At 36.0% G+C, this 15,793-nt stretch carries 22 protein-coding genes; 1 reads left to right on the top strand and 21 read right to left on the bottom strand.

Annotated features, from left to right (window positions below; translation table 11 throughout):
• Positions 1 to 3: 3 nt before the first annotated feature.
• The 21 genes from WCV66_RS09330 to WCV66_RS09230 all read right to left on the bottom strand — a co-directional run bounded on the left by WCV66_RS09330 (position 4) and on the right by WCV66_RS09230 (position 13,743).
• Entirely contained in the window at positions 4 to 288 is a 285-nt protein-coding gene (locus WCV66_RS09330; RefSeq protein WP_338788757.1) for a gas vesicle protein K, read from the bottom strand.
• Complete coding sequence (locus WCV66_RS09325) at positions 242 to 529, bottom strand: gas vesicle protein (RefSeq protein ID WP_046585188.1); 288 nt, start codon at positions 527 to 529, stop codon at positions 242 to 244. The genes WCV66_RS09330 and WCV66_RS09325 overlap by 47 nt, the downstream gene beginning before the upstream one ends.
• On the bottom strand, positions 507 to 1,346 hold the full coding sequence (locus tag WCV66_RS09320; RefSeq protein ID WP_338788756.1) for a GvpL/GvpF family gas vesicle protein: 840 nt from the start codon (positions 1,344 to 1,346) through the stop codon (positions 507 to 509). Before WCV66_RS09320 ends, WCV66_RS09325 begins: the two co-directional genes overlap by 23 nt.
• A gap of 4 nt (positions 1,347 to 1,350) precedes the next feature.
• Entirely contained in the window at positions 1,351 to 1,611 is a 261-nt protein-coding gene (locus WCV66_RS09315; protein WP_338788755.1) for a gas vesicle protein GvpG, read from the bottom strand.
• On the bottom strand, positions 1,611 to 2,375 hold the full coding sequence (locus tag WCV66_RS09310; protein WP_338788754.1) for a GvpL/GvpF family gas vesicle protein: 765 nt from the start codon (positions 2,373 to 2,375) through the stop codon (positions 1,611 to 1,613). The genes WCV66_RS09315 and WCV66_RS09310 overlap by 1 nt, the downstream gene beginning before the upstream one ends.
• A gap of 13 nt (positions 2,376 to 2,388) precedes the next feature.
• Positions 2,389 to 3,309 carry a gas vesicle protein GvpN gene (gene gvpN, locus WCV66_RS09305; RefSeq protein ID WP_338788753.1) on the bottom strand — a complete coding sequence of 307 codons (921 nt, stop codon included), beginning with the start codon at positions 3,307 to 3,309 and terminating at the stop codon, positions 2,389 to 2,391.
• 25 nt (positions 3,310 to 3,334) lie between these two features.
• The gene (gene gvpO, locus WCV66_RS09300) at positions 3,335 to 3,601 is read right to left on the bottom strand and encodes a gas vesicle protein GvpO (protein ID WP_066339794.1); all 267 of its coding nucleotides are present in this window, start codon (positions 3,599 to 3,601) and stop codon (positions 3,335 to 3,337) included.
• A gap of 30 nt (positions 3,602 to 3,631) precedes the next feature.
• A complete protein-coding gene (gene gvpJ / locus WCV66_RS09295) occupies positions 3,632 to 3,892 on the bottom strand; it encodes a gas vesicle protein GvpJ (protein ID WP_066339796.1) in 261 nt (86 codons plus the stop codon).
• Between the two features lie 25 nt (positions 3,893 to 3,917).
• Positions 3,918 to 4,346, bottom strand: a complete 429-nt coding sequence (gene gvpQ, locus WCV66_RS09290; RefSeq protein WP_338788752.1) for a gas vesicle protein GvpQ — start codon at positions 4,344 to 4,346, stop codon at positions 3,918 to 3,920.
• A gap of 36 nt (positions 4,347 to 4,382) precedes the next feature.
• A complete protein-coding gene (gene gvpT, locus WCV66_RS09285; protein ID WP_338788751.1) occupies positions 4,383 to 4,838 on the bottom strand; it encodes a GvpT/GvpP family gas vesicle accessory protein in 456 nt (151 codons plus the stop codon).
• Between the two features lie 674 nt (positions 4,839 to 5,512).
• Positions 5,513 to 6,067, bottom strand: a complete 555-nt coding sequence (locus tag WCV66_RS09280) for a hypothetical protein (RefSeq protein WP_338788750.1) — start codon at positions 6,065 to 6,067, stop codon at positions 5,513 to 5,515.
• A gap of 293 nt (positions 6,068 to 6,360) precedes the next feature.
• Positions 6,361 to 6,774: a DUF3231 family protein gene (locus WCV66_RS09275; protein ID WP_338788749.1), complete on the bottom strand. Its 414-nt coding sequence runs from the start codon at positions 6,772 to 6,774 to the stop codon at positions 6,361 to 6,363.
• A complete protein-coding gene (locus WCV66_RS09270) occupies positions 6,767 to 6,955 on the bottom strand; it encodes a YezD family protein (protein ID WP_338788748.1) in 189 nt (62 codons plus the stop codon). The genes WCV66_RS09275 and WCV66_RS09270 overlap by 8 nt, the downstream gene beginning before the upstream one ends.
• Before the next feature lie 305 nt (positions 6,956 to 7,260).
• Positions 7,261 to 8,277 carry an aliphatic sulfonate ABC transporter substrate-binding protein gene (locus WCV66_RS09265; RefSeq protein ID WP_338788747.1) on the bottom strand — a complete coding sequence of 339 codons (1,017 nt, stop codon included), beginning with the start codon at positions 8,275 to 8,277 and terminating at the stop codon, positions 7,261 to 7,263.
• An 88-nt stretch (positions 8,278 to 8,365) separates the two neighbouring features.
• A complete protein-coding gene (locus WCV66_RS09260; RefSeq protein ID WP_338788746.1) occupies positions 8,366 to 9,205 on the bottom strand; it encodes an ABC transporter permease in 840 nt (279 codons plus the stop codon).
• Between the two features lie 13 nt (positions 9,206 to 9,218).
• Positions 9,219 to 9,989: an ABC transporter ATP-binding protein gene (locus tag WCV66_RS09255; protein ID WP_338788745.1), complete on the bottom strand. Its 771-nt coding sequence runs from the start codon at positions 9,987 to 9,989 to the stop codon at positions 9,219 to 9,221.
• Positions 9,990 to 10,018: 29 nt separating this feature from the next.
• Entirely contained in the window at positions 10,019 to 11,365 is a 1,347-nt protein-coding gene (locus tag WCV66_RS09250) for an LLM class flavin-dependent oxidoreductase (RefSeq protein ID WP_338788744.1), read from the bottom strand.
• Between the two features lie 102 nt (positions 11,366 to 11,467).
• Complete coding sequence (locus WCV66_RS09245; RefSeq protein WP_338788743.1) at positions 11,468 to 11,809, bottom strand: hypothetical protein; 342 nt, start codon at positions 11,807 to 11,809, stop codon at positions 11,468 to 11,470.
• Between the two features lie 38 nt (positions 11,810 to 11,847).
• The gene (locus tag WCV66_RS09240; protein WP_338788742.1) at positions 11,848 to 12,027 is read right to left on the bottom strand and encodes a Fur-regulated basic protein FbpA; all 180 of its coding nucleotides are present in this window, start codon (positions 12,025 to 12,027) and stop codon (positions 11,848 to 11,850) included.
• A 144-nt stretch (positions 12,028 to 12,171) separates the two neighbouring features.
• Positions 12,172 to 12,705 (bottom strand): NADPH-dependent FMN reductase, encoded by a 534-nt coding sequence (gene ssuE / locus WCV66_RS09235; RefSeq protein ID WP_338788741.1) that lies wholly within the window; start codon positions 12,703 to 12,705, stop codon positions 12,172 to 12,174.
• A 147-nt stretch (positions 12,706 to 12,852) separates the two neighbouring features.
• Positions 12,853 to 13,743 (bottom strand): sulfite exporter TauE/SafE family protein, encoded by an 891-nt coding sequence (locus WCV66_RS09230; RefSeq protein WP_338788739.1) that lies wholly within the window; start codon positions 13,741 to 13,743, stop codon positions 12,853 to 12,855.
• Between the two features lie 488 nt (positions 13,744 to 14,231).
• On the opposite strand from WCV66_RS09230, the gene WCV66_RS09225 reads away from it, so the two are divergent.
• The gene (locus WCV66_RS09225) at positions 14,232 to 15,752 is read left to right on the top strand and encodes a phosphoesterase (RefSeq protein ID WP_338788738.1); all 1,521 of its coding nucleotides are present in this window, start codon (positions 14,232 to 14,234) and stop codon (positions 15,750 to 15,752) included.
• Positions 15,753 to 15,793 lie beyond the last annotated feature (41 nt).

Raw genomic sequence — 15,793 nt, 5'->3', positions numbered from 1 at the left:
CTATTACAATAAGCTTCCTAAAGGACCGAGATCAATATTTAAATCCTGAGTATCAAGGTTAAAAATTTCTTTTAGTTCTTCCATTTTTTCTTCCAGATTCATTAAAGCTTCACCTAGGTTTTCAATTTGTTCATCAGTCAAAGTACCTCCTTCAACACGTCTTATGGCATGTTTTTCGACAATTTGCCTTAGCAATTCAATGACAGTTAATACGAGCTGTGCTAACCCATGCTCCACATTGTCAGGATCCCAGTGAATTCTCCCATTTGTTGGGCTGCCCGGTTGCATTGATTAATTCCTCCCTTTGCTGATCAAAGTGACTAGATGATATGGTGTCTCGGTTTTCATGTTGAGCTTGAACAAGGCTTTCCACTGATGAGATTAACACCCGTAAATCTAAATAAACGAGATCTACTCCTGCTATGGAAATGACTAAATCAGCCTTTATGGCAACACCTTTATCAAGAATCACATCCAAAATATCAATTAACGCAATTTCTTTGTCTTCAATTGATTCTCTTATCGACATGATTTCCCTCACCTATGAAACTTGAAAAATGGTAGGCCGGCCATGGACCTGATGCCTCAAATCGCCATCCCAATCCAAGCATTTTATCTTCATATTGTTTAATCTGTTTTAAAAACGGCTCTACACTCTTTTCAGAAACAAGGTATACGCCATTCCATGTCATATTCTCCCTTCTTCCTGTCACATCTTTGTTCCAATTGCGTTTTACATTCCCTTGAATAACAAAGTGTTTTAGTTGGTGATGAATGGATTCACTGACACGATGCTTTTCTTTTTCAAGCTCAGAATCGATTAACTTATCAATCTTTTTTAATTCGAAAAACTGCCTTCCTTTAGGTAATCCGCTAACCTCTGCTTTTTTTGCTTCAATGACCGGATTTTTCTCACTAACATGTTTCTTTAATTGCGAATCCTCGCAAAAAATTTTGAGATTCCATTCCTCATTACCTGAAAGAGCCTTGAATGTTACAGCTATTCTTTCTCTGGTCGATTGAATAGCCTCTATTAACCGCTCTTGGTTTTGATAGATGGTACAAAATTTCATCGGAACAATCGTATAAAGTTTTGCTAGATTGATCACTGTTTCATGATGATGAAAGGCTTTTTCTTGCAGCCACTCCATATCCTGGTTTATTTTGTCCTGTATAATCTCTTCTGAATACTGCTTTGAATTTAGGAGACTAACGATTGCCGTGATATCCTGGATAACAATGGTGAAAAGCTCTGTCTGACCATCAAATCCTTTCATAGAAGGAAAAGATTGATTTTCTGCTTCTTTTGTTGGCACCAGACCATATAAATAGATAAAATCTGCCACTTTTTCAACCTCCTTTTCGCTTCGTCATCTCCTGCCATTGCTCCATTTCCAAACGTTTTGCCATTTCATAGCGAAGAAGAAGGTCTTCCTCTTGCTTTTTATAGGCTGCTTCAGGAATTTCACCAAGCTCATACATCATTTGTAATTGAATCAGCTTTTGTTGAATGGTTGGGAGATCATAGAGTTGCTTGTCGGCCTCTTCTTTCACCTTTTCTCCGATTTTTATCACTAGGTTAATCGGAGCTGAGACGATTTTGTGAAGCATCAGGCTTCTTCCACTTTTAATTTGATATTGACAAAATTGTAAGCTGGCCATGGTCCGCTGTAAGCAAAGTCTACCTTGTCTTCCCATTTGTCATGTAATTTATTGACATGACAATCAAACTCTTCTTCCTTGTTCCGATCAATTAAAAATGCGGCATTTAGCAGCATCTTCTCTCCGATCGGATCATTTGCTTTAGCAGCTACAGAGGAATCCTTTAGAGAATGAAACACTTCCTGTTTTAGTTTATTTTGCAATGATTGAATCATTTTCTGGGCGGCTCCACCCAACTGAATCCTTTCATAATAACTAGCTGCTTCAGATTTATCACGTACTGTTTCAGCAAGCTTTCCAATCTGTTCATCATCATGAAATTGGGATTCAAGCCACTCCTTTTTTCCCGTTACCTTTAAACCAACTTCCATTTTTCCCTTAATTTCAGGAAAGAGCTTTTTAAATTGCGGATATAAGTTTTCCAGCAGGACTTCCACATCCTCTTTAGACTGAAAGACATTTCCAAAACTAACAGGTATTACTGTGTCATTTTGCTTCATAATCCGAGATAGAACTTTTTGATGCATCATGACATTTTCTTTATTTGGGTGAAAGATTTTCATTGGAACTTCAGCTGCAACAATTGCCGCGTCTTGGAACGTAATGAGAAATAATTCACGCTTTTCCCCTTCAAGTTCGATCTCGCCAAACTCGTCATTTTTTCCTTTTTGGATTCCACAAAAAATATAAATCCCCTTATATTCTTGTTCCATTCTTTATCCCCCTTTACTCCTCTTTAACCTGCATATTTCGACATGCTTTTAAGATGGTTTCTTCTGCTGTTTGAACTGATTTTATTGAGTCTACATATTGACTGATTTGATGTCCTAAGATATCCATACATAATCGTTGAAATTCTGGGTTTTCTCCATTGATCGGAATCTCTGACTCTGCAGCTATTTTTGCAATCATAAGAGATGCTCTCAAGCTAGGTCCAGAATTCTCGTTACACTGTGAACGCAGATCAGATACAAGCGTTGTGATCGCTTTTGCTTCACTCTTTTTCACATTTCCATTGTTTGCTATAACCTCTGCCTCTCGTTCGATATCCTTGTAATCTACAAATATCGTAATCAAGCGGTCTAACAATGCATCCTGAGTTTTGTAAACACCTGCATATTCTTCTGGATTGCTTGTAAAGATGACGGCAAAATCAGGATGAACGCGTACAAATGGTTCTGTTAATTTTGTGCCGTACAATGGTAGAATTCTCTCTTCTAAAATTGATAAAAAGATGTTATTTGTTGTTGGCTGTGACCGTGTAAACTCATCATAAATGAGTGTATAGCCATTTTTGACTGCTTCTAATAAGCGGCCGTCTTGCCACGTTTCTGTTACACGTTCATCCTTTTTATAGACAGATCGAACATAATGATCGACTACTTTTTTACTTGAATAACCGGTAAAGTCACCAATGAGATCTTTATTGTTTAATTCATGATTTCCGTGAATAAGCATGATCGGCTTCTTTCTTTTTTTGGCTAAGGCAAGTGCTAAAGAGGTTTTTCCCGCCCCGGATGGCCCTGTAAAATGAATCGGATATCCAGCTTTTACATACCGTAATGAGCGTGAAAGTAAATCTTTTGTTGTTTCGTCTTGAACGTATGATCGGTAATCCTTTTTGAGATTCTCAATTAATACCGTCATTTCTTTCCCTCCTGCCCCTTTTAGCCTATGCCTCTTGATTCATTGCACTTCGATAACGAATGCTTCGCCTTTTAAATGTTGTTACTTCTTTTTCTTGGTTGAGGTATACGTCATATACACCAACCATTTCATCCTTTGCATATTTTTTCATATATTCCTTTTCCTCTATGACTTCAACTGTTAGCTTCCATCCATCTTGTTCACTTACTTCCACGGAGGTAATTTTATGAACTGGAGCCACATGTTCATTAAAGAAGTCGGAAACATTCTTCATAATTGTTTTTATTTCCATTATGACCTCCTGTACGGACATTCAGATCATCTAAATACTGAATCGCGATTGTTGCTCATTTTGTCGATCTGGAAGTCCGTTTTCTTCTACTTGATCTGTTAGTAAACCAACAGCCTCTGCATATCGAAGCCATGTATCCACGCTCGCGATAACCACTCTTGCCTCAACGGTTAAAATCTCAATCCCTACGACAGAAACGCGGGCAAATGCGTCAATGACGATCCCTTTATCCAATATGCGGTCAATTACCTCTGCAAGACTCGAACTATCAGCTGTTTTTTGAACGGCCATTTGTCATTCTCCTTTCAAGATTTGCTTAAGAGCTTCGCGTTTTTATATCCTTCATCGATTTCATATGTTTAGCTCTTTTGAGTTCAGTTACATGCTTGATTTGTCTGACTCCTTTTATATCTGTAGCACCCTTGACGTTTTTACTGTCTTCATTTTCAGAAACGTTCTTTTGAAGTTCCTCTCCTGCATTGACAACGTTTCTGATTTTATCTTTAGCGGTGAATAACGTATCCTGAACTTTTTCTTTCGCCTGTTCTGCCTTATCATGAACCTTTTTAGCATTTTTATTTTTGGTTTCACTCAATTTATCCGCAGCATGATCAACCTTGTCATGAAAAGCCCCAACAACCTTTTCTTTTACAGTTTCCTTTACCTTGTCTTTAATTGGTTCAGGTGTATGCTCCCACACTTTTTCCGTGGCTTTGCTGACGGCTTTTTTTACTGGCTTATCCATTGTAAGAACCTTCACTTCCTTCTAGCAGCTAGGGACTCACTGTTTTTTTGTTTCGACCAGATTACTTAACAGATGTTCAATCCTATCCAGTCGATCATTTAACTGTTTATTTTCTTCTTTGATTTCTTCATACTTTGAATGAGATTCTTCCTCAACTTTTTCAGTTTCAGTGAATTTCTTTTTGGTTGAGGGCCGTAATGTGCCTTCATATTTGTTTATATATCCTGAGGCAACTTTTCTCATACTTGTTAATGCCTGCTCTGTCAGGATCTCTTGAACAGTCTTTCGAAATTCTTGTCCAACCTCTCTCATGACTTCTGATTGCTGAACAGTTTTTATGACTTTCTTACTCATTTCCGGATTTGAAAGGTAACCAACTCCTGCTCCGACAACACTACCTAGAATGACCAGATTCATTGACTGGTTTTTATCATTATTTTCTTTCGTGTAATTCCTTTCTTCAGTTTGTTTTTCTTGCTCATTTACTTCCATATAATCAATCCTTTTTTCTTTTCGATTTTTGGCTCTTACCCGTTCATTTCAGTTCCAGGCGCTTTTTTGGCGGGCATGAGAGCCTCCTTGCACTGTAACTTACGGGCTCTCATTGACTCGCTTTTCTAAGGGGCAGTCTCACGCCTTCTCCTCCAAAATAACAACTAGCCTAACCCTCAATGAACTTGAACTGAGCCAATTTTTATTTGGTTTAGTAGGACTATACCTTCCATTCACGAAGTTAAACCAAGGCATTCGATGCAACACTCAAAAATTACCATCATTATCCTGTATTATTTCTTAATCTTACAGATTTGAAATATTATAACGAGGCAGGATCCCATACTTCATGATCGTTTGATGGTTTCTTTTCTTCTAAATGGATATTAATTTACAAAATGATTACAAAATGAAAAAAGCATCTTTGATCAGTATCAAAGACGCTTAAATAGGTTCTTGAATTTTTTTCATTTTTTCTATAAGATCCAATACAGCAATATGATAGAACCTGCTAAATCCTCTCTCTCCAAAATATTCCAAGATAAAATCGTAAATATCACCGTTTATACGTATAGCCCCATTTTTCTGTTCTACATCATTCATGAATTTATCTATTTTTTCTTCTAATTCATTTATTAGTCATAAACCTAAGTACCCAATGATTTAAATATTCCCTACAAAAGATCATCTATTGTCTTTTTCAAATTCTCATATGTACATAGTTGAGTTATTCTTTTTAGCGAAGATAAAGATATTGTTTTTTGATAAGGAAAATGTTGATCTAGTTCTTTAGTAAGTACAACATAAAATTCCCATTGCTTCATATCTAGTGGATCAATTAGGTCTACATCTTTCTCTTTTAATAAGCAAAAGACGTATATTTCGGCATGTCTTTTCGCACCAGGACTGTATTTATTCGTTTCATAATCGTATTCTTTTTTTTGACCTATACCGAAGCTAATATTAGAAAATGTACCACTATGCCAAGACTGAATATACGCAGCTGATTTCACTTCAATTTTTATGTCATTATAAATTAAATCAAATGCGTCCCATTCAACACGAGATTGACTTAAACTACCAAGAGCAGTTCCAACTAAAAATTCAGCAAAGATCCCTCTTAAATTATTGGTCAGTATGTTTAAAAATCCCCATTGCCAAAAATTCTGCATGATCATGTCTGTACCTATTATTTGAGTTTCTGGGTTAAGTGGATTATTACTATTCAATTTATAACCACCTCCTAAACTATATTTTAGTGAAACTACACAGTACCCCTCATACATTTTTAGCTTCCCACTTTATTTTTCACTTAAACCAAAAGCCCTTTCTCATTAAATATAGAAAGGGCTTTTTTTCGTGTATAAATTCATTTTCTTATTCAACAAAAGCCACCGGTTACTTTAAGTATATTCTTCACAAATCTAAATTTATTTGATATGTTCGCTTTTACCGATTAGCAATTGTGGCTTGCTGGGTGAGCATAATAATAAACACGACTAGAAATATCCTTGTCTAAAAATTAACAATCACCATGTTTTTTTAGATGCAGTGGAGGTGAGACGAGCCATCCTTTTTCTTTATTTAAACGAAGCACTTTTGCTCCAAGGGCTGCCTTTTGATTATGAAATTGACCATACATCATGGCAACGTCTTCCCTGATGGATTTACCGATTACTTGGCTGCAAGTTACTAATCCAGCAGCTATATCAGCAGAAAGTGTAGCTGCAATTGCTGGATCTGGAATTCTTGCACCTACTGGAATATCCTCCAAACATGCATCTGGAGGCTCTGGAGCAGCAGGTGGTAAACCGACACCGTTTTCTTTTAATAGCTCTTCAACCTGTTTTTTTTCTTGCTGGCAAGTTTCAATTGCTTCTACTAATAACTTCTTTAAATCTTCATCACCTGCCTTATATAATTTGAAACTAGTCACCGTTCACTCTTCTTAATTTTTCATTGCCCTTTTTTAAAGCAAACCGAAATTTCTCGCCTTTCTCTATTTGTGTAACCTGAGAATCGTGAACAGTAATTTGTACTGTACCGAACTCTATATTTTCTAATAAATTGATAATTTTATCGATTACCTCTTGATCTATTTTATTTTTTGAAGACAACTTGATCCTCTCCCTTCATTAAACTAACCCGATTTAACAAAAATTTGCCTATTCCATTGGTGATTAAGGTCCTTCAAGTTTTCGAATTTTAGGTGTAATTAATTGTGAGTTCACAAAACCAAGTATTACTATAGGATTTCACCGTTTTTTTATTTATCATATTATGTATCTCTTGTTTATTCAATCACTTTTTTGGAAATATTTTTTAAAAATTTTTATAAATATTCTCACCCCTTAGCTATTGAACTTTATTAGAGTGACGACACTTCAAATATTTTAGAGTGTCGTCACGTCATTTAAATTGTTTATTCTTCTTTTATTTCTCTAAGTGCCTGATCTACAAATTTATTTTCAATTATTTTAGAAGTCTTAAGCTGCTTTTCAATGCCCCCAACGGAATATAAGAAGTCGGCTTGTTCTTGATGTGCTTTAGCAAATTCTTCTGTTGTTGAGGATAAAATAGCTTCAGAATTGTCTAAAACGGATTGAATAATTTTGACTTCTACCTTTTGAGTTTCCGAAATCTCTTTTGATACTTCTTCGATATTTTCATCAAAGTGCTGACGTACCTGTTCATATATTTTTAAAAATTGGACAGTTAAATCTGGATGTTCTTCCGTAAACTTCGTTCTAGCAATAAGAAAGCTTGGGGCATTAATATTCAGGTCTTCTCCTGTTACTAATACTTTTGCCCCCGTCTGAAACACCGCTGTAGTTGCATAAGGCTCCCATATTGACCAGGCGTCAATTGAACCATTATCTAATGCTGGTCGTGCTTCGTCAGGCTGGAGTTGAATGATCTCAATATCATGATCTGATAAGCTAGCTCTATCTAGTGCCATGTATAAGAAATTGTAAGCACTACTGCCTTTGGCTACACCAATTTTCTTATCTTTTAAGTCTGCTAATTTCTTAATGGCGCTTCCTTTTGGTACGATTATGGAATTGCCCTTTTTCCCATCACTTGTAACTGCAATTGCCTTAAAGTCAACATTTCCTGATTGCCCCGCAATAACCGGTGTACCTCCGACTACTCCAAAATCAATTCTACCCGAAGCTAATGCTTCGAAATGAGGCGGCCCACTTGTAAACTCATTCCACTTTATCTTCACTCCTACTTTTTCAAACGCTTTTTCAAAGTATTTCTTTTCTCTTGCATATGGTAAAATACCTGTTTTCCCTTGAACCCCAATATTCATCACAATCTCTTTTGTGGATGCTTCTGATAAAGACTCTTTATTTGAAGGACTTGAACAAGCACTTAGTAATAGTAAAAATATAAATAATGTAAAAACATAAATAAGCTTTATTTTTTTAGGCATATGTTAAACTCTCCCTTACATATTAGATTTTTCATATAAGATTAGTCGGATTTAAGATCAAAGAACTCGTTAATCAATCAATTGGAGACTACCCTTGAAAATTGTCCTGCCATTTTAATAGTCTTCTTTCAAAAACTCTTACTAATGAATCAGATAATTTCCCAAATACTGCAAAAATGATAATCCCTACAAAAACAACAGATGTATTAGAAAATTGTCTCGCATCCATGATGAGATACCCCACCCCTTGACTTGATCCCATTAATTCTGCCGCGACCAACGCTAACCAAGCAACACCTAACGATAATCTTAGCCCTAAAAGGATGTTTGGTAGTGCAGCTGGTAAAATCAATAAAGTAATTTGCTTCCACCTATTAAACTCTAATACTTTTGCTACTGCAAACAATTTAGAGTCGACACCGCGAATTCCGAGAAACGTATTTACATATAAGGGGAAAAATGCACCCTTTGCAATTAATAATATTTTGGATACCTCTCCAAATCCAAACCATAAAATAAACAATGGTATAACCGCCAAAGTAGGAATGGTTCTGAACATTTGTAAGGTCGGATCTACGGTTTGTTCAATATTCTGACTAAAACCTACAGCCAATCCAACTAATAGCCCCAGAGTTCCTCCTAATAAAAAGCCACCTATAGCCCTTAATAAGCTTATTTGAAAATGTCCGATTAATTCACCAGTTAATGCTAAATCAATAAATGTAGTGAAAATCACACTTGGTCTTGGTAGTAGTGTATCGGAAATAAGCCCCAATATCCCTGTAAGCTCCCAAAGGACTACGATGAATATTGGCAAAATAAATCCCTTTAATATAATACTTGTATGCTTTAACTCCCTTTTGCTTTTAACAATTTTTTTCTTTGAAGGCTTTAATTTATCTAAAGAAATAGTTGATTGATTATTCACCTTTGTCCCTCCTTTAAATTCCTGCACCATTAATTAATTCTAACTCTTCGACTTTTTCAAATTCTCCTAACACAAGATGACGGAACTCTTGAAACGCTTTTGTTGCTTTATTTCGTGGAAATGGTAAATCAATAGAGACAACTTTTTGTATAGTTCCAGGCCTCGCACTCATAATAATGATTTTATTCCCTAAATAAACCGCTTCATCAATGTCATGTGTGACAAATATCATTGACGTCTTCTCCTCCTGCCAAATATCTAGCAAGGCTTCCTGCATATGAGAACGAGTAAATGCATCTAAAGCGCCAAAGGGTTCATCTAAAAGGAGGATCTTTGGTCTTCTAAGTAATGCTCTAGCTATCGCTACTCGTTGAGCCATTCCTCCAGAAAGTTCTTTTGGATATGCTTTTTCAAACCCTTCTAACCTTACAAGCTTAATTAATTTATCTACTTTCTCTCTAACTTCAATATTATTTAGTGATAAATTTCCTGCTATATTCCTTTCAACTGAAAGCCAAGGAAACAATCGAGGCTCTTGAAAAATAAATCCCTGATTGATACTGGATCCAATCACCTTTACTCCATCCAACTTGATATCACCTGAATATTCTATATCTAATCCAGCTATCGCTTTTAATAATGTACTTTTCCCACAGCCACTAGGACCTATAATGGTTATAAATTCAGCTTTATCAACATTTAAGTTAATATCATTAAGTACATGCGTTTTTTCCTTACCTTTTTCAAACGATTTATTTAGATCATTAATTTCTAGTAATGTCATTTTAGAACTCCTTTCTATCTATTAGTTTTTTATACATTCAACTTTTGAAATTGATTAACTGGTCGTGATAGATCAAGGTGATCTCTTAAAGTATGACCTGTGTATTCTTCTCGAAATAGTCCACGGTTCTGTAATTCAGGGATGACCAAGTCCACGAAATCATCCAATCCACCAGGCATATATGGGGGCATAATATTGAATCCATCTGCAGCACCATTTTCAAACCACTCCTGCATTTGGTCTGCAATTTGTAGTGGCGTTCCTTTTATTTCTCTATGTCCTCTCGCACCTGCAACACGTTGATATAGCTGACGTATTGTCAAGTTTTCTCGATCTCCTAAATCCTTGATTAACTGGAACCTCGTTTTAGCTCCGTTTATGTCCTTGATATCTGGTAACTCTGGAAGAGGCTCATCTACTGGATACTCTGATAGATCATAGCTTATAAGGGAAGACAGCAGTCCAACTCCTACTTGTTCGGGAATTAATTCTACTAATTGTTGTTTCTTTTCATTTGCTTCTTTTTCTGTTCTTCCTATCACAGGGAATACACCTGGCATGATTTTCAATGATTCTTCTGTTCGTCCAAATTTCTTTAATCGCCCCTTTACATCTCGATAAAACGACTGTGCCTCACTGATTGTTTGCCATGCTGTAAAGATAACTTCAGCTGTCTTTGCTGCAAGTTCTTTCCCTGATTCTGAAGAGCCAGCCTGAATGATGACAGGGTGACCTTGGATCGGTCTTGCCATATTCAATGGTCCCTTAACTGAAAACCAATTACCTTTATGATTTAAGTGATGCACTTGATTTGGATCTGCAAATCTCCCTGATTTTTTATTTACCAGCAAAGCATGATCTTCCCAGCTATCCCAAAGCTTTTTGACAACTTCAACAAACTCCTCCGCTCGCTCATATCTAGCACTATGTTCTAGGTGATGGTCCTTACTAAAATTTAACGCCTCTGCTTCACTTGAAGATGTCACAACATTCCAAGCTGAACGTCCCCGACTTAGATGATCAATTGTCGCAAACTTTCTTGCAAGATGAAAAGGTTCATTATAAGTAGTTGAAGCAGTAGATGCTAATCCAATATGTGTTGTTACTACTGATAGTGCAGAGAGCAGGGTTAGAGGATCAGGTCTTACATTTACAGTTTGTTCAATTCCGATACCATCATGATCATGAACTGCATATCCATCTGCAAAAAAGATCATATCAAATTTGCCACGCTCCGCTGTTTGTGCCAATTTTCTATATAAATCAAACGTTAGTATCTCATCTATATGACTTTCAGGATGTCTCCAAGAAGCTACATGATGACCTGGAATCATAAAGAACGCTCCTAATTTCATTTGACGGTTTTTGTTATTCATTTCATCGTCTCCCTTGCTATATTTTTTTATAGATTGATCAAACAACAAAAAAAGCAACCTCTTCAATAGTGAAATAGTTGCTCCAGTTATCTGGTCACAATATTAAATAGAATGTGAATTATTAACTTTTATAAATTCCTTTAGTTTCATCGTCAGTCCACCATGGCCGAATTTCATAAATTTTTGAGAATCTGGGACAAAATTGTCTTCTTTCACAAATTCCAGAAAAGCTAATATATAGATTCTTCGATATGCAACATTTATCACTCCGTACTCATAAAACCAGTTGTCAATCGTATTAAATACCCCTCTATTGATGTGAAATTTTTGATGACATTTACTATAAAAACCTAGATCAGGAAGATTTAAATACTCATTTTCTAGTAAAGTGTATTTGTTTTTATGCTGTGATAAGTCCAATAAGTTCAAAACTTTTCTTTGCATATTTGATATCCTCCTGAAAAAATGTGCCTCGAAAATAGTTAGATCTTAGGATTTTCAATCAACATTACCCTTTTTCTTTCATTTTGATATTCAGTTTCAATTTCTGATAATGTTAATTCATAGAGGTGATGTTCTTCTTTTTTGTATACACCTAAATCTAAGAGCTTTTGAATTAGTTTTTCTTTCCTTTTAGATACCGCTTCACGCAACTGGGTCATTCATTTACCCTCCCTTAATTTGATAATGGAAGAGACACTCAAAAAATGATTGCTGAAAGTTTTAATAAACTAGTACAAATCACAAGGTAACCAGTTGGATTTATTACAAGTAATCATTTGGCTAAGAAAAAAGATATCAATTTCTTAAGATTTCTTTATGCTCCTAATAAACAAATCAAGAGCATTCTTTAATCTTTGTTGCGCTTCTTCATGTATTCTGAATTGGTTATTTTCAATACGGTCGATATGCTTATCAATTGTATACACTCCATTGACAATATGATTTGCTCCTAATGCGGATAAAACTGGATTAAGAGCATACTCAATTGTTAACAAATGCCCAAATGAACCTCCTATAACAAGCGGTAAAATTACCTTATCTTCCAAGCCCTTCTGAGGTAATAAATCAAGATACGTTTTCAATATCCCTGAGAAGGATGCTTTATACACAGGTGTTAAAACAAGAAGTCCGGATGAATTCTTTACAATCTCATTAGCATCAGCGATTGCCTCACTATCAAACTTAGCTGTGATTAAATCTTCTGATGGTAAGGAGTGAATTTTGATGATTTCAAAGGATACACTTTCTTCATTAAGTACTTTACTTGCATAATTTAAAATGCCAGTAAGACGAGAATGATCATTAGGAACCCCCATAATAATTGCCACTTTAGCCATAGCCTTTATCTCCCTATTATGAATATTTTTATTTATAATTAATATTGATGCTTTCGGATTCCCGATCAGCAATACATTTATAAAAATGGCTCCCAGATTAAGTTATCAAAATAACTTAATTCAGGAGCCTCTAGTTTTCTAGTCAGCTTATGAATTTAATTCTGCTTGGTTAATATTCTTATGGTTTCTGATTTTAGCTATCGTATAAAAAATCGCAACAATCCAGATGATTGCAATTGCTATATAGACATATGGATAAACAGTTGTATTCTCTATCCATGTATTTACTAATGTTCTCGCATTTATGAGTATAATAAATCCACCAACAAGTACACCCATTAACTGCGCATGGATTTTTTGAACTAACCATGCTGCGATTGGGGCTGCAATTATTCCTCCAACCATTAATGCACCAACCCAGAACCAATTTACTTCTTCCCACCCTAGAGAAATAAGGAATCCCAGTGTAGCTGAAACTGCGATAGCAAATTCACTGGTGTCAACAGTACCAACAACTTTACGAGGACTCATGCCTTTTCGGGATAATAATACTGGTGTAGCGATTGGGCCCCAACCTCCACCACCAGTTGCATCTGCAAAACCTGCTATTAACCCTAAAGGAATCGATTGTTTTCGACTTAGTGCAATTCCTTTCTTCTCCTCAGTTGGACGAAATATAAATAAAAACCTTATTAAAACATACGCTCCTAAAATAAGTAGAAATAAAGATATATAGGGTTTAGCTAAATCTCCTGGTAAATGACTAAGAAATGTCGCTCCTAAAAATGCACCAATTGAACCAGGAATGATCAGACGATAAACGGTTTGTTTATCAACATTTCCAAATTTAATGTGTGAGGCACCAGAAGCAGCAGTGGTAACAACTTCCGCTAAGTGTACAGAAGCAGAAGCAACTGCAGGGGCAATACCGAAAGCTAATAAAAGGGAAGTAGATGTTACCCCGTAAGCCATTCCTAAAGCGCCGTCAATCAGTTGTGCAAGTAATCCAATAAAAGCAAAAATAATTAATTTCTTCATAATAACACCTCTTTTTAGTTGAAAATGTAATAAAAAAAAGGCATAACCCTCTTAAGTAAAGGGTTATGCCTTCGGTGTACCGATCGGCTTTATTTATTTCATTTTCTAATTAATCAGATTATAATTCACATTATTCCTACCTGTCAACTAGTAATTAAAAATAATTTTGTGTACAAAAATCTTCTCGAAAATACAAATAAATGGCTACCCACTCTACTGAAGTACAAATTTTTCCTCTCATAGTCCATATTTTGAGATATTTCTCTTTTTATGACAAAAACATAGAATAAATCTAATTTTATATCTCATCATACTTTTCGGTGAATGAACACACTTCAAATCACCCATTTAATTTCCCTCGAATTTACAAATAAATAGACTCATTCTCCTGTTTTTTTAAATCTTCTAACATCTTTACAATCTATTAACTCTCCCTTTACATTCATTGTTTATATTTGAATTTGTATTTTAAAAAAGGAGGAATTATAGTGAAAATCAATCTTAAAAGCAAGAAAATACCACTTATTGCAACCACTTTGTTGGCGGCTGTAGCTATTACATCACATAGCCTACCAATGAATGTGTTTAAGGACGAGGTTGTTGCAGCCAATGAAGTTGAGAAAAAGGTCATTCCAAATGATCGTAGTTGGATTGCTGGGGATCATCATGTACATAGTGAATGGAGCGTAGGCTGGGACAATTCGACGAATCCACCGACTCCTATTCGTGGTGGGGATGCTATTTATCCAATTGTGAAAAATGCACAAATGGCTGATAAGTTTGGTTTGGATTGGATGGTTTCTACTGATCATGGTGGACCTAACCATTCTAAGGTGAATTTAGAACAGGCGTATCCAGAGGTGTTAAAAGCACGTGAAGAAGTGCCGGGGATTAATCTTTTCTATGGAATGGAGTTTGATACACCTGCCGCTGACCATAGTTCACTTATTATTCCAAAAACAGATGACGAGTCACAGAACCTTTACAATATTGAAAGTCAGTTTGCTAAGCGTGAGGCTTCGGGGCGTGATAATGAAGAAACGATGATTGAAGCCTTGAAATATATGAGAAGTTTTACGGTACCACCAGTATTGTTTGCTAACCATCCTTCTCGTTCAGCTTCAGGAGAAAGTGTATGGGGACAGGATACTCCAGAGGAATTTCGTAATTGGAATGATACAGCACCAACAGTATCAGTTGGGATGGAAGGCTCTCCGGGTCATCAGGCTGGAACTTTAAATTCAGATGGAACACTTGATCCTAATGGAGATCGTGGTGGATACGGAAATTATCCTACTATGGGTGGGTATGACCAGATGACTGCTGAAGTAGGCGGCCTATGGGATTCGATGTTAGGTGAAGGAAGACATTGGTGGGTTACTTCATCCTCTGATTCACATGTTCATTACACAGAAGGAGGCAGTGACTTCTGGCCTGGCGAATATTCAAAAACATATGTTCATGCTGCAAATGAGCATGGTGACATTTTAGATGGATTACGTAATGGCCGAATCTTTGTAACGACCGGGGATTTAATTAATCAACTAGATGTGACAGCACAGGCAGTTGGTAAGTCACCAGCACATGCACAATCGAATGGAAATCGAGCAACTATTGGGGAAACCTTAGAGGTACCAGGCAATAAAACACGTGATGTTAATGTTACTGTCCGCTTCAAGGATCCTAATACAGATAATAACAATGGTGATAATCCGAAAGTTAATCGTGTTGATTTTATTATGGGAGAAGTAAATGGACAAGTTGAAGATCGTTCAACTGATACAAATCCTACTACTAAAGTCATTGCTCGTTTTGATGAAAAAAGCTGGGAAAAAGATGGTGAATTTATAACAATAACTTATACCATTAAAAATGTTGAAAAAGATAGTTATATCCGTGTTCGTGGTACTAATACAGATGAGCTTGAGCCTGAAAAGGATTCAAAAGGTGAAGATCCTTGGGCTGACCTCTGGTTCTACTCTAACCCAATCTTTATCAATGTAAAGTAACTATTTTGTACGAGGAGTGTGATTTAACTCCTCGTATTTTC

The organism is Metabacillus rhizosphaerae, assembly GCF_037201795.1.
Lineage (GTDB): Bacteria > Bacillota > Bacilli > Bacillales > Bacillaceae > Metabacillus > Metabacillus rhizosphaerae.
Note: the sequence above shows the minus strand (reverse complement) of the source record. Positions and strands in the feature narration are given on the sequence as shown.

Coding starts and splice junctions, on each gene's coding strand:
- WCV66_RS09230 (WP_338788739.1), bottom strand. CDS start 13,743: ATGAAGAAATTAATTATTTTTGCTTTTATTGGATTACTTGCACAACTG.
- WCV66_RS09330 (WP_338788757.1), bottom strand. CDS start 288: ATGCAACCGGGCAGCCCAACAAATGGGAGAATTCACTGGGATCCTGAC.
- gvpO (WP_066339794.1), bottom strand. CDS start 3,601: ATGGAAATAAAAACAATTATGAAGAATGTTTCCGACTTCTTTAATGAA.
- ssuE (WP_338788741.1), bottom strand. CDS start 12,705: ATGGCTAAAGTGGCAATTATTATGGGGGTTCCTAATGATCATTCTCGT.
- gvpN (WP_338788753.1), bottom strand. CDS start 3,309: ATGACGGTATTAATTGAGAATCTCAAAAAGGATTACCGATCATACGTT.
- WCV66_RS09250 (WP_338788744.1), bottom strand. CDS start 11,365: ATGAATAACAAAAACCGTCAAATGAAATTAGGAGCGTTCTTTATGATT.
- gvpT (WP_338788751.1), bottom strand. CDS start 4,838: ATGGAAGTAAATGAGCAAGAAAAACAAACTGAAGAAAGGAATTACACG.
- WCV66_RS09255 (WP_338788745.1), bottom strand. CDS start 9,989: ATGACATTACTAGAAATTAATGATCTAAATAAATCGTTTGAAAAAGGT.
- WCV66_RS09240 (WP_338788742.1), bottom strand. CDS start 12,027: ATGACCCAGTTGCGTGAAGCGGTATCTAAAAGGAAAGAAAAACTAATT.
- WCV66_RS09265 (WP_338788747.1), bottom strand. CDS start 8,277: ATGCCTAAAAAAATAAAGCTTATTTATGTTTTTACATTATTTATATTT.
- gvpQ (WP_338788752.1), bottom strand. CDS start 4,346: ATGGATAAGCCAGTAAAAAAAGCCGTCAGCAAAGCCACGGAAAAAGTG.
- WCV66_RS09245 (WP_338788743.1), bottom strand. CDS start 11,809: ATGCAAAGAAAAGTTTTGAACTTATTGGACTTATCACAGCATAAAAAC.
- WCV66_RS09310 (WP_338788754.1), bottom strand. CDS start 2,375: ATGGAACAAGAATATAAGGGGATTTATATTTTTTGTGGAATCCAAAAA.
- gvpJ (WP_066339796.1), bottom strand. CDS start 3,892: ATGGCCGTTCAAAAAACAGCTGATAGTTCGAGTCTTGCAGAGGTAATT.
- WCV66_RS09325 (WP_046585188.1), bottom strand. CDS start 529: ATGTCGATAAGAGAATCAATTGAAGACAAAGAAATTGCGTTAATTGAT.
- WCV66_RS09315 (WP_338788755.1), bottom strand. CDS start 1,611: ATGCTTCACAAAATCGTCTCAGCTCCGATTAACCTAGTGATAAAAATC.